At 43.8% G+C, this 13,263-nt stretch carries 9 protein-coding genes; 6 read left to right on the plus strand and 3 right to left on the minus strand.

Features of this window, described 5'->3' with window-relative positions; genetic code table 11:
• The first annotated feature begins 44 nt into the window (after positions 1 to 44).
• Positions 45 to 1,118 carry a metallophosphoesterase gene (locus BSHG_RS12685; RefSeq protein ID WP_005785425.1) on the plus strand — a complete coding sequence of 358 codons (1,074 nt, stop codon included), beginning with the start codon at positions 45 to 47 and terminating at the stop codon, positions 1,116 to 1,118.
• Positions 1,119 to 1,319: 201 nt separating this feature from the next.
• On the opposite strand, the gene BSHG_RS12680 is transcribed toward BSHG_RS12685, so the two are convergent.
• Complete coding sequence (locus BSHG_RS12680; protein ID WP_005785427.1) at positions 1,320 to 1,895, minus strand: RNA polymerase sigma-70 factor; 576 nt, start codon at positions 1,893 to 1,895, stop codon at positions 1,320 to 1,322.
• Positions 1,896 to 2,030: 135 nt separating this feature from the next.
• On the opposite strand from BSHG_RS12680, the gene BSHG_RS12675 reads away from it, so the two are divergent.
• From BSHG_RS12675 to BSHG_RS12655, 5 genes are all read left to right on the plus strand, one after another.
• Positions 2,031 to 3,038 (plus strand): FecR family protein, encoded by a 1,008-nt coding sequence (locus BSHG_RS12675; protein ID WP_008658861.1) that lies wholly within the window; start codon positions 2,031 to 2,033, stop codon positions 3,036 to 3,038.
• Between the two features lie 168 nt (positions 3,039 to 3,206).
• A complete protein-coding gene (locus BSHG_RS12670; protein ID WP_005785431.1) occupies positions 3,207 to 6,587 on the plus strand; it encodes a TonB-dependent receptor in 3,381 nt (1,126 codons plus the stop codon).
• A gap of 6 nt (positions 6,588 to 6,593) precedes the next feature.
• A complete protein-coding gene (locus BSHG_RS12665) occupies positions 6,594 to 8,234 on the plus strand; it encodes a RagB/SusD family nutrient uptake outer membrane protein (protein WP_005785433.1) in 1,641 nt (546 codons plus the stop codon).
• Between the two features lie 16 nt (positions 8,235 to 8,250).
• Positions 8,251 to 9,816 carry a sulfatase family protein gene (locus BSHG_RS12660; RefSeq protein WP_005795907.1) on the plus strand — a complete coding sequence of 522 codons (1,566 nt, stop codon included), beginning with the start codon at positions 8,251 to 8,253 and terminating at the stop codon, positions 9,814 to 9,816.
• A 175-nt stretch (positions 9,817 to 9,991) separates the two neighbouring features.
• Positions 9,992 to 11,548 (plus strand): sulfatase-like hydrolase/transferase, encoded by a 1,557-nt coding sequence (locus BSHG_RS12655; RefSeq protein ID WP_008658864.1) that lies wholly within the window; start codon positions 9,992 to 9,994, stop codon positions 11,546 to 11,548.
• Positions 11,549 to 11,627: 79 nt separating this feature from the next.
• Here BSHG_RS12655 and BSHG_RS12650 read toward each other — a convergent pair whose 3' ends face one another.
• Positions 11,628 to 12,074 carry a hypothetical protein gene (locus BSHG_RS12650; protein ID WP_005785439.1) on the minus strand — a complete coding sequence of 149 codons (447 nt, stop codon included), beginning with the start codon at positions 12,072 to 12,074 and terminating at the stop codon, positions 11,628 to 11,630.
• 64 nt (positions 12,075 to 12,138) lie between these two features.
• Entirely contained in the window at positions 12,139 to 13,239 is a 1,101-nt protein-coding gene (locus BSHG_RS12645; RefSeq protein WP_005785441.1) for a DUF6340 family protein, read from the minus strand.
• Between the last annotated feature and the right edge of the window lie 24 nt (positions 13,240 to 13,263).

Raw genomic sequence — 13,263 nt, forward strand, 5'->3', positions numbered from 1 at the left:
CTTTGCTACTTAATTTTTATTTGAGATATTTAAATGTAATACTTATGAACAGGAAAAACTACTTATTAGCTTTCATTCTTTGTGTGCAGACGCTGTTTGTTTCTGCGCAAGTCTATCCGGTCCGCGCAAAGTTGACCGATGAAAAGTCTTTTTCAATGATTCTTTTACCCGATCCGCAGAGTTATACAAAGTTCGATGCCAATCAGCCACTTTTTGAGTTACAGACAGCATGGGTAGCCAATAGCATTGAATCTCTGAATATAAAAGGTGTGCTTTGTACCGGTGATTTGGTGGAGCAAAATGAAATTCGCATTCCGGATGGAGTGAACGGCAACCAGACAAGTGAGGAGCAATGGCGTGCTGCTTCGCGTGCGTTTGAGCGACTGGATGGAAAATTGCCTTATGTGATTTGTACCGGTAATCATGATTATGGATATCAGAAAGCGGAAAATCGTTTGTGTCATTTCCCTGATTACTTTCCTGCGGAGAGAAACTCCTGTTGGCGCAAGAGCCTGGTTGCCGTAGGCAACAATTATCAGGGTATACCGACACTGGAAAATGCTGCCTATGAATTTATAACCGATACCTGGGGTAAAATTCTGGTTGTTTCTCTGGAATTTGCTCCACGTGATGAGGCTTTGGCGTGGGCTAAGAAAGTGGTCGATGCTCCCCGCTATAAAGACCATAAAGTGATATTGCTGACACATTCATATCTGGCATGGACAGGAAAAGTCATTGAAAGCGAGAACTACAAAGTGACTCCTGCCAATTATGGAAAAGCTATTTGGGATAAGTTGGTCTATCCGGCAAAGAATATTTGTATGGTGATTTGCGGTCACGAATGTGAGATTGCCGATTATAAGGATAATGTCAGTTTCCGGATTGATAAAAATGCTTCAGGCAAGAATGTTCCTCAGATGATGTTTAATGCGCAGACTGCCGATAAGCAATGGTTCGGTAACGGTGGAGACGGATGGTTGAGGATTATGGAATTCATGCCTGATGGAAAAACGATTAAAATCAAAACATTCTCTCCTCTCTTTGCACTTTCTCCTCTTACTTGTGACAAATCGTGGAGAACAGATTCTTATGATCAGTTCGACATTACGATAGAGTAAGTCCGGTATATATTATAGAGGGGATACATCAAAAGTCGTCTTCACCGCAGATTACACAGATAGATATTATTAGTTATCAATAGATTAAGCTCACTCTGTGGCCTCTATGTAATTCTGTGGTGAAGACGTTTTTTAATGTATCTTCTCTTTTTTGGTCCCTCCCCACTGCTTATATTTATTCTCCACATACTTCCCTGCATATTACGCTGCCAGAAATATCAAAGCGAACGACAGGAACTCTTTGAGTTCTTTACGTAATAATTTTAGTGCCTGTTGTATGCGGTAATCTACTGTTTTGGTAGAGGTGTTAAGAGTTTGTGCGATTTCTTTGTAGCTCATATCTCTGAACCGGTGCATGATAAACGCTTCCCGGTAAGATTCCGGTAACTCCGCTATCGCGGTGTGAATCCGTTTGGTCAACTCCTCAATCTGATAGAAATCCACGTCATAAATCATTGCCTGGCTTTTCTCATAAAATAATGTATCGGCACGATACTTTACCTCCTTTTGTGCGATGCGGTTTAATGAACGGTGATATATCATTTTCAACAGGTATTGACTAAGGGATGATTCTATCAATAAGATTTCTCGATTCTCCCATAACCACAACATTACATCCTGAACTATTTCTTCCGCATCTTCCAAGTCTACAAAACGGTGGGCATAAGCGCATAATATCGGATAATACCTTCTGAACAAAGTATTGAAGGCTTTTTTATCTCCTTGCTGAAGTTGGGAAAGCAGTAAAATGTCTTCTTTTGTCCGATTCGGCTTCATAGATTTAGAAATTTAATTTATATACAAAGATAGTCTTTTCTTATTAAAACAAAGATTTCTATAAAAAAAATGGATTTAAGTTTAGGAATCTTATTTTTCCACCTGTCTTATTAATAAAAGGGTTGAATTACAAATATGAACTACGAAGATATAGACCATTTACTGCCTCGATATTGTGAAGGACTGGCTACGGAAGAAGAATGCCGGCAGGTGGAAAGCTGGATGGAAGAATCGGAAGATAACCGAAAGATAGTGGATCAAATCAACACTCTTTATATAGCTGTAGATACGGTCAACGTAATGCGTAAAGTGGATACGGAAAAAGCTCTGAAAAAGGTCAGTAGCAGAATGATCGTCAGGAAAACAACTTGGTGGGAGTGGATGCAGCGTGTCGCTGCTATCTTATTTATCCCGTTGTCCGTTGCTTTTCTGGTGCAATATATGCACAATGGGAAATCTGCTGTGTGCCAGATGATGGAAATAAAAACCAACCCGGGGATGACAACCTCGGTGGTATTGCCCGATAGTACGGTTGTCTATCTCAATTCGGAGTCTTCTTTATGTTATCCTTCTGTTTTTGAAGGCGATATACGAAATGTCGAATTAAAGGGAGAAGCTTATTTTGCGGTAGCAAAGGATTTGAAAAAGAAGTTTGTAGTTTCCGCCCCGCATTCATCGCAGATAGAAGTGCTGGGTACACACTTCAATGTGGAGGCTTATGAAGACGAGCCGGATGTTTCGACAACATTGGTGGAAGGGCAGGTCTGCTTTCATTTTAGTGATAAAGACTATCTAGCCAAGAAAGTGGTTATGAAACCCGGACAAAGGTTGGTCTACAGTTCGACCAATGGTGATGTACAGTTGTACGCAACATCCTGCCTGTCCGAAACCGCCTGGAAAGATGGTAAGATTATATTTAATAACACTCCGTTGGATGTAGCACTGAGGATGCTCGAGAAGCGCTTTAATGTAACATTTAAACTAAAGAATGCCCGTTTGAAGACTAATGCCTTTACAGGCACATTTACTGAACAGCGGTTGGAACGTATTCTGGAGTATTTTAAAATCTCGTCCAAGATACAGTGGAGATATTTGGAAAGTCCTGATATTCGGGATGAACGAAGTATAATAGAAGTTTATTGATTAACCTTTAAAATGAAATGCTTATGAAAGACAAACCTCCTTAAAATGCCAAAAACGTATGGAAAGATATTGGCGTATCTAATCCATACGTAAAAGAGTAAACCTTGTGAGCTTGTTTGGCGACAAGCTGAGATAAACTATTTTTTAACTTTAAGTCAATACAAAATTATGCAAAATTATTTTAGCATCCAATTGTTACGGGTGGTAAAGTCTTCGCTTTGGCTGACCTCGAAAAAAATTCCAAGAACTATGCGACTATTCATCCTATTCCTAATTTGCTCTATGAGTTTTGTGCATGCAACAGACAGCTTCGCACAAAAGGTGGAAATCAGTATTGATGCACAGAATCAAACTGTAGAGAAAGTTCTGAAAGAAATAGAAAAGCAATCGGGCTTTGGCTTTTTCTTTAATAACAAACATGTCAATCTGAAAAGAGTTGTTTCTGTTTCGGTTGATAAAAGTAATATATTTAAAGTACTGGATAAAATCTTTGAAGGGACTGACGTGAAATACTCCGTTTTGGACAAAAAGATTATTTTGTCTACTGAAATGACATCGAAGCAACAACAAGCGGTGAAAATCTCGGGAAAAGTAGTCGATGTCAACGGAGAACCGGTGATTGGTGCCAGTATCGTTGAGAAAGGGACCACCAATGGTACGGTTACCAATTTGCAGGGTGATTTCTCTCTATCGGTCAGTTCAGATAAGGCAGTGATTGAGATTTCCTACATCGGATACCAGCCTCAGGAACTGAAGGTCATTGCAGGAAAACCATTGAATGTGACAATGAAAGAAGATGCCCAGGCTTTGGAAGAAGTTGTTGTGGTAGGTTACGGTTCACAGAAGAAGGTGAACGTGATTGGTTCAATTGCTGCTGTGGATAGCAAAAAACTTGAATCCAGAACTGCACCCAGTGTTTCGAATATGCTGACCGGACAACTCTCCGGAGTGACGATCACACAGTCGAGCGGTAATCCGGGACAAGACCAGGGTACGATTCGGGTACGTGGTGTAGGCTCTTTCGGAGCGACTCCCGATCCTTTGGTACTGGTCGATGGACTTCCCGGTAGTCTGAATGATTTGAACCCGGCAGATATTGAAAGTATCTCTATATTGAAAGATGCCTCGTCGGCCGCCATTTATGGTTCGCGTGCTGCGAATGGGGTTGTACTGGTAAAAACAAAAGGTGGCCAGAAAGGTAAAGTTACCGTAAGTTATAACGGATATGTAGGCTTCAATCAAGCTACCGAACTACCGGAAATGTGCGATTCCTGGGAATATGCGGAATTATATAATAAGGCTATGGGTAAGGAAGTCTATTCGGCGGAGGAGATTCAGAAGTATAAGGATGGATCAGATCCGTATAATTATCCTAATGAACATTATCTGGATAAACTTCTGGGCAACAAAGGACTGCAAACCGGTCATGAACTGACCGTGAACGGAGGAAATGATAAGACACAGTATATGGTTTCTTTCGGCTATGTAAAACAGAATGGTCTGATGGAACACAATCACTACGACCGTTACAACGGCAGAGTGAATCTGACTACAGAGTTGGCTAAAAACCTGACACTGACTACCCGTTTGGGTGGAGTCGTTTCTAAACGGAGCGAACCTTCTACTCCGGGTGGAATGGACTCTGCCGGATTTAAAGCTTTCTCAAGTAATGCACTTCGTTTTCCCGGATTATGGGCAACTAAATTGGAAGACGGATCTTACGGCTTAGGACCGAAGGTACTCGGAACACCATTGGCATGGCTGGACAGCGGCTCTTTTTATGATGAAAACTTCGATAAGTTCCGTTCTAATGTCGAGTTGGCATTCACACCTGTGAAAGGCTTAACGCTGAAAGCTATCGGAGGATATAACTATACCGGTCAGCAGATTCGTCACTATCGTTCGGCAATGGAGATTACGGGCGGCAAGAAGCTGGGACCTTCTTCTCTGTCGGATACCATGTACAAAACGGTCTATAAGACATTCCAGGCATTGGCCGATTATAACGTGAAGTTCAGCAAAAATGATTTGTCTGTGTTGGTCGGTTATACTTGGGAAGACGAATCACAGAGAACTGTAGGGGGAAGCCGCTTGAACTTTCCTTCGGATGAAGTTCCTTATCTGAATGCAGGAGGAGCCGATGGCCAGACTAACTCCGGCGGAGGTTACGATTGGGCTATTATGTCTGTCTTCGGACGTTTGACCTATAACTATGACCAACGCTACCTGTTTGAAACCACTATGCGTTATGATGGTTCTTCCCGTTTCCCGACCGATAATAAATTCGGTTTCTTCCCATCTGTTGCTGTAGGATGGCGTCTGTCGGAAGAGCAGTTCTTCAAAGAAGCAGAGTCACTGAGTTTTATTGATAACTTGAAACTGAAAGCATCATACGGTATCCTGGGTAACAATAATATTGGTAACTACCCTTATCAGTCCACTTACGCACTTGGAAAGGCGATGAACTATGTATTCGGAGGTGTGTATACACAAGGAGCCGCAGTGACCACTTATGTCGATCCTACACTGAAATGGGAAAAGACCCGTACCACCGATGTCGGTATTGAAACAGCTTTCTGGAACAATAAATTGACATTCAACGCTGCTTACTTCTATCGTAAAACGACAGATATTCTCTATAAACCGAGTGCAAGTTACTCTTCTATCTTTGGTCTGGGACTTTCGCAGGTCAATACAGGAAGCCTTGAGAACAAAGGATGGGAGTTTGAGATCGGTCATCAGAACAAGATTGGTGAGTTTAGTTATCATGTGAATGGAAACTTCTCGATAATTAAAAACAAGGTGATCAGCCTGGGTGTAGGAGATGTGGAACAGAAAAGCGGAATGATAGGTAACGGTAGCGACCTGTTCCTGGGTTATCCGATGAATATGTTTTATGGCTATAAGACGGATGGCGTATTCCTGACCGATGACGAAGTAAAAGAATGGCACGATCAGAGCAAGATTGCTCCTAACTCCAAAGCCGGTGATTTACGCTATGTGGACATCTCCGGTGACGGAAAGGTGGACGAATCCGATAAAACTTATTTAGGATCAAAGATACCTCAGTATACGTTTGGCTTAGGACTGGGTGCGGAGTATAAGGGATTTGATTTCAATATATTGCTTCAGGGAGTGGCCAAGGTAAAAGGCCAGTTGACCAATTATGCCGGTTATGCTTTCTTCCAGGAAGGCAATATTCAGAAATGGCAGGCAGAAGAAACCTGGACGAATAATCAGTCGAACCGATATCCTAAATATCCTCGTCTCGAAGTGATGTCGAATGCAGGTAGCAACAATACGCTGGGTTCTGACTTCTGGATTTTGGATGCCTCTTATCTCAAAGTGAGAAATATCCAGTTAGGATATACATTGCCCAAACGTATAACTCAGAAGTTCGGTTCTTCCAACCTTCGTTTTTATATATCACTTGATAATCCATTCTCCATCAGCGGATATCGTAAAGGCTGGGATCCGGAAATTAATACAGACGGTAGTTATTATCCTATTCTGTCAACTTATACATTTGGTTTAACCTTAAAATTTTGATGTAAGATGAAGAGTTTAAAATATATAGTAGCATTGGCATTGGCGGCAGGACTGTTTCAAGCTTGTGATTTAGAGCGCTATCCACTGACAGACTTGTCCGAAGAGACTTTTTGGAATAGCGAATCGAATGCGGAATTGGCATTGACTTCTCTGTATAGAGGAAGCCTGACAGACGGCGTAGAGTATAACCCTTCGGATTGGTGGTCCTATCACGGAATGATTATGATGGAGCATCTTTCGGATAACGCTTTTGACCGTCGGGGAGAGAACAATCCTTTCTTTAAGATTTCGAGTGGAAACCTGACTGCAGACAATGCTTTTATTAAAAGGTATTGGGAGACGTCTTATAAGCGGATCGGTTATTGTAACCGTTTCTTGGTCGGTATCCAGAATAGCTCGGAATCGGAAAAGAAAACACGGATGATTGCGGAAGCCCGTTTCCTGCGTGCGACACAGTATTTTTACCTTGCCAGCTATTTCAAAAATGTTCCTTTGGTAGAGAATGTGCTGACGGGTGAAGAAGCCAACAATGTGACAAAGACCTCACAGGCCGATATCCTGAAATGGTGTGTAACCGAATTTACAGCAGCTGCGGCCGATTTACCCCGTTTCTCCGCCATTCCGGCGGGAGAAGCCGGACGTGCTTGTAAGCAGGCGGCTCTTGCTTTTCTCGGACGTACCTGCATGTTGCAGAAAGACTGGAAAAGTGGAGCAAAGGCTTTCCACGATATTATGGAATTGGGAGATAATGCGATAAACGCCAACTATCAGGAGCTGTTTTATCCTTCTACCGGAACTTCGAACAAGGAGAATATTTTCTACATCCAGTATTTGGAAAACTATCTGGGTACCGGTCTGCCGCAGCATGCACTTTCTGCTAAAGACGGGGGATGGAGCCTGGTCAATCCGGCTGCTGATTTATACGAATCGTATGAATTTAAGGATGGAACTCCTTTCAGCTATGATGATCCGAGATATGACCCGTCTAATTTAGGAAAGGATCGCGATCCGCGTCTGGATTATACAATTTACTATAACGGTGCCATCTTTATGGGTACAGAGTATAAGATGAGTCCTGACTACAGTGCAGCCAAGAAGGAGAAGCTCGATTATACGAGCGAGGCTTCCAGAACTGGCTTTATGATGAGGAAATATTTTGAAGAATCGACACCTATAAACGATGTACAGAGCGCAAACGGACTGACTCCGGTTATTCGTTATGCCGAAGTGTTGTTGGGCTATCTGGAATGCCTGGTTGAAGATAATCAAACGATCACTCAAGGAATATTGGACGAGACTATCAATGCAGTGAGAGGACGTGCAAGTGTGAACATGCCTCCGGTAACCGAGGTAACTCCTGCGAAGCTTCGTGAAATCGTGCGTCACGAACGCCGCATCGAGTTGGCTATGGAAGGTATCCGTTACTGGGATATCATGAGATGGGGAATTGCACACGAAGTATTGTCCCAGAAAATTTGGGGTGCGCCTTACCCGGGTTCGACTCAGTATGCGACTACGACCAAAGAGGTTGACCCGACAGGAAACTACCGCTGGTATGTGGGCAAACGTGCTTTCCGTAATCCGACGGATTATACATGGCCGATCCCTCAGTCCGAGCAAAATATTAACCCGAATTTACGTGACTAATTTAATAGTTTAAAAAATGAGACAATATGTATTATTGGCTTGTCTCTCTCCGGTAGCATGCCTGATGGCTGCTACCGGTCAGAAGGGAGGAAAAGCCAAGCAAAAAATCAATGATCGGCAACTTCCTAATGTCGTGTTTATCTATGCCGACGACCTCGGTTATGGCGACTTGGAGTGTTATGGTGCAAAGAATGTGCAGACTCCGAATGTAAACCGTTTGGCAGCTGAAGGTATTCGCTTTAACAATGCGCATGCTACGGCTGCTACCAGTACTCCTTCGCGTTACTCTATGCTTACCGGAGAATATGCCTGGCGTCGTCCGGGCACTGATATTGCGGCAGGCAATGCAGGGATGATTATCCGTCCCGAACGCTATACGATGGCTGATATGTTTAAGAATGCCGGTTACGCTACGGCGGCCATCGGCAAATGGCATTTGGGGTTGGGCGATAAGGATGGAGAACAGGATTGGAATGCTCCTCTGCCGACTGCTTTAGGAGATATAGGTTTTGATTATTCTTATATAATGGCTGCAACAGCCGATCGTGTTCCGTGTGTCTTTATAGAAAATGGTAAAGTGGCCAATTATGACCCTTCTGCTCCGATTGAAGTCAGCTATCGTAAGCCGATCGAGGGGGAACCGTTGGGAAAAGATCACCCGGAATTGCTGTTCAATCTGAAATCGAGCCATGGACACGACATGGCCATCGTCAATGGTATCGGCCGTATCGGATATATGAAAGGGGGCGGCAAGGCTTTGTGGAAAGATGAAAATATTGCCGATTCAATCACTTCACATGCCATCGGCTTTATCCGTGAGCATAAAGACGAACCTTTCTTTATGTATTTTGCTACAAACGATGTACATGTTCCCCGTTTCCCGCACGACCGTTTTCGTGGAAAGAACCCGATGGGATTGCGTGGAGATGCCATCGTGCAGTTCGACTGGAGTGTAGGCCAGATCATGGAAACCCTTGATAAACTGGGACTGTCAGAAAATACGCTAATTATTCTGTCCAGTGACAATGGTCCGGTTGTCGATGACGGCTATCAGGATCGTGCGGAAGAATTGCTGAACGGTCATAGTCCCGCAGGACCGTTGCGTGGTAATAAGTACAGTGCTTTTGAAGGGGGAACTCGTATTCCTGCCATTGTAAGATGGCCGAAGGGAGCTGCTTCATCACAGGTTTCCAACGCTTTGGTCTCGCAGATCGACTGGTTTGCCTCTTTGGCTTCATTGGTAGGAGCCGGGCTGCCGAAGGGAGCGGCACCCGATAGCTTTAACTACCTCGATACTTGGTTGGGCAAAAACCAGTCCGACCGTTCCTGGGTGATAGAGCAGGCTTCCAATCATACATTGTCAGTCCGCACCAAGGACTGGAAGTACATTGAGCCCAATGACGGACCGGCCATGATTACCTGGGGACCGAAGATAGAAACCGGAAATCTGAGTACACCGCAGTTATATCACGTGGTAGACGATGTGGCAGAACAGAAGAATGTAGCTTCTCTCCATCCGGATCTGGTTTTTGAACTCCAGAATATATTGAGACATGTCCGGATGAAAAACCTGAAGCCCTAAACAAAATAGCCGCTGAGGTATTGAAGAGGGTGTGTCTCGTGAGGCACACTCTCGTTTTTTAAGGGATATCATTTCGATTTAATCTCACTATTTTCGTATCTGAATAAGATTGTTGGCTATCTTTGTATCCGGATCTGACAGACCTTATTGGAAATTACTCATGAACAAAATTGATATGACAAACGAACGAATGAAATTGCTGAACTGCACATTGGGATTAGTGGCAGGGGTGTCTTTGCCGGTAAGTGCCTTGGCCGTACCTCAGCCTGCCCAGGAACAAACAGAGAAACAACCCAACATCATCCTGATTGTCGCCGATGACTTGGGATACGGAGATTTAAGTTGTTATGGCGCACACCGGATTCAAACTCCGGGTATGGATCGTATAGCCAACGAAGGTATTCGGTTTACGCAGGGATTTTGTACTGCGGCCACATCTACCCCCAGCCGTTATTCGGTGATGACCGGGAAATATCCCTGGAGCAATGTGGATGCTAAAATCTTACCGGGTAACGCCGCATTGATTATCGATACTCAAAAAATAACGTTGCCTAAACTTATGAAGCAGGCGGGATATACTACCGGTTCTGTCGGTAAATGGCACATCGGCCTAGGAGATGGGCATGTGGACTGGAATAAGGAGGTGCATCCCGGAGCCGCTGAGATCGGTTACGACTATTCGTTTATTCAGGCAGCAACCAATGATCGCGTTCCTTGCGTCTTTCTGGAAAATGGAAGAGTCGTCGGATTGGATCCGAATGACCCTCTTTATGTGGATTACCGGAAAAACTTCCCCGGCGAACCTACCGGTAAAGAGAACCCCGAATTGCTGCGCATGCATCCCAGTGTGGGACATGCAGGCTCTATTGTGAATGGAGTTCCCCGCATTGGTTTCCAGAAAGGTGGGAAGGCTGCACAATGGAAAGATGAAGAAATGGCAGGATTATTCCTGGACAAGGCCAGGCAGTTTGTAGATGACAATAAAGACAAGCCTTTCTTCCTTTATTACGGACTTCACCAACCGCATGTACCTCGTGTTCCCAACGAACGTTTTGTAGGAAAGTCAGGCATGGGACCCCGTGGTGATGTGATTCTGGAGGCAGACTGGTGTGTTGATCAGTTCCTGAAAGAGTTGGATAAGTTGGGATTGGCGGAGAATACCATTGTGATCCTGACGAGTGACAATGGTCCGGTGCTCGATGATGGTTATCAAGATGATGCGGTAGAGTTGGTGGGTGATCACAAAATAGCCGGTCCGCTGAGAGGGGGTAAAACAAGTATGTTCGACGGAGGTACCCGTATACCGTTCATGCTTCGTTGGCCTGCAAAGGTGAAACCTCAGGTGTCAGATGTATTTGTCTGTCAGATGGACCTATTGGCCTCGTTTGCTTTTCTTTTGGGACAGACTTATCCGGACAAGGTAGATAGCGAAAACACACTCGATGCTTTTCTGGGCAAGAGTAAAAAGGGGCGTAAAAAGTTGGTTATTGAGGGAATGTTCAATTATGCCTATCGTCAGGGAGATTGGGCGCTGATTCCTCCATATTACAATCCTTATAGCAAGGAAGACGGTGACTTCATCGGTTTGGGTTACGGTTATAAGTTGTATAATTTGAAGTCAGACATCGGTCAACAAAAGAATCTGGCCGAGAAGTATCCTAAAAAGTTGGGTGAACTGATCAATCGTTTTGAGTATCTGAAAGCTCACTCCGACAAAGTGACGAGATTTTGATTATACAAACTGTATATCAAAAAGAGGCTATCCGAATCATTCGGATGGCCTCTTTTACTATATAATGAAAAAAAGAGGATTATTTCTCCAACAGGTCTTTCAGGAAGTCGTCCAATTCTTTGTCCAGTCCCTTCAATAGTTCATCGTTCACCAACAGTGTGTCGTCATCTACGAGCAGAAGCTCTGAGATCGTCTCTTTGTCTTCATCTACCAACACAAAGGAGTAGGGTTTGAGGATGGTTAACTTATCGAAGCTCCCGTTCTCTTTCATGCGGCAAAGCACGGTACGGAAAATTCTTTCAGCATCTTCGTAAAAGTCGTCCCCTTCGTAGGCTGTCCATTCATCGATGGTTACACTGGATAGTTCTTCATCTTCATCGTCATAGATAAAGAGTTCACCGGAATTCTGATTCGGTTGAATATGGATATCTGTGACGATGGTCTGTTCGCATCCACAGGTATATTTGTTGATAGCTTTTTGAATCGCAGATTCGATAATGGCTTGTGATTGCTGACTAAGTTTCATATCTTTTAGCTCTTTTTATTTAGCTCAAAGGTATAAAAAAAATAAGAACCCTTGCATGATTTCTTTAAAAATCCTCATTAAATCTACTCATTTGGCCTTTTAATTTGCCCAATCCGTTGCTCCTTTCCTTTAATTCATTCACATAAAGGCTGGTCAGGTAGTAGTTGGGGATTTCGCTCAAGTCTATATCGTTTCTCTTCAACGTGTCGATTTTGTCTATTTTACGGGCCAGTTCCTGTGCAGTGACAGCCCATTTGTGTGCTTCTTCCACACTGTCTTTCATCTCGTAATATAGAGCCAGGTTGAAGGCTGCACGCATTTTCTTTTTGTCGTTCTTGGCTGCTTTAAAAGCCTGTTCCCACAGTTTAGATGCTTTCTCCCATTCGTTTTCTTTCACATAAACGGCAGCATCGCGCATAGCTACGGAGCCATTGATGAAATAATATCGATTGGCCGTTTTCCAGTAAGGTAATATTCTGTTTACCGGCACGGAACCGGCAAATTCAGAAGCTTCGCGTATCATTTGTCTTTCATCCGGCAGGCGTGAGCGGACAAACCCTTCGGTATTTCCATATTCTTCCCAAAAAATACTGTCATGGGTATTGATGGTTACCATCGGGCTTTTTCGTCCCGGCAGATAGATTTTCAGCGTTGGGTAAACCTTCGTATCCAGTGTGCCGTAATAAGTGTTCCATTCGGGGATGTAACTGAGAACCCGTGTCGATTTCATCTGCAGGTTTTCCAGTGAGATGATGCAATCCACGTCCAGAAACTGTGCCAAGGTCTGAACTTCCTCTTGGCTGAGAGTCGATTCACGGGGTGTGAAATCACGTGCACGCAGGGCCGAATCGCAGATTACGACTTCATTGAAATAGTTCTGTTCGGCAATAGCTTTGGCCAATGCTTCGGTAGTGAGTGCGGGTTGTCCCTCGTGATAGGCTACTGCACGGCTGAGTTCATTTTTATTTTTTATTGTATTATCCTTGGGTGGTAAGGTGTTATCCGGAGTGTCGCTCACATTGTTTACGACTGCCACTCGTTTCAGTTCGTTAGGAAAACTGATCTCTGCGGGGAGCATATAATCGATGGAAAGTTGCTCAACAGTCTGGCAGGAACTGAAAGACGCGAGGAGCAATACGAACAGTATATACGGATATTTTGTCATAGCCTGTTTTTTTACTTTTCTAAA

The organism is Bacteroides sp. 3_2_5, from assembly GCF_000159855.2.
In the GTDB taxonomy this organism is placed as follows: domain Bacteria; phylum Bacteroidota; class Bacteroidia; order Bacteroidales; family Bacteroidaceae; genus Bacteroides; species Bacteroides fragilis.

What these genes read in the sequence shown, in the direction of transcription:
- BSHG_RS12685 (WP_005785425.1), top strand. Translation starts at nt 45, where the DNA reads ATGAACAGGAAAAACTACTTATTAGCTTTCATTCTTTGTGTGCAGACG.
- BSHG_RS12680 (WP_005785427.1), bottom strand. Translation starts at nt 1,895, where the DNA reads ATGAAGCCGAATCGGACAAAAGAAGACATTTTACTGCTTTCCCAACTT.
- BSHG_RS12675 (WP_008658861.1), top strand. Translation starts at nt 2,031, where the DNA reads ATGAACTACGAAGATATAGACCATTTACTGCCTCGATATTGTGAAGGA.
- BSHG_RS12670 (WP_005785431.1), top strand. Translation starts at nt 3,207, where the DNA reads ATGCAAAATTATTTTAGCATCCAATTGTTACGGGTGGTAAAGTCTTCG.
- BSHG_RS12665 (WP_005785433.1), top strand. Translation starts at nt 6,594, where the DNA reads ATGAAGAGTTTAAAATATATAGTAGCATTGGCATTGGCGGCAGGACTG.
- BSHG_RS12660 (WP_005795907.1), top strand. Translation starts at nt 8,251, where the DNA reads ATGAGACAATATGTATTATTGGCTTGTCTCTCTCCGGTAGCATGCCTG.
- BSHG_RS12655 (WP_008658864.1), top strand. Translation starts at nt 9,992, where the DNA reads ATGACAAACGAACGAATGAAATTGCTGAACTGCACATTGGGATTAGTG.
- BSHG_RS12650 (WP_005785439.1), bottom strand. Translation starts at nt 12,074, where the DNA reads ATGAAACTTAGTCAGCAATCACAAGCCATTATCGAATCTGCGATTCAA.
- BSHG_RS12645 (WP_005785441.1), bottom strand. Translation starts at nt 13,239, where the DNA reads ATGACAAAATATCCGTATATACTGTTCGTATTGCTCCTCGCGTCTTTC.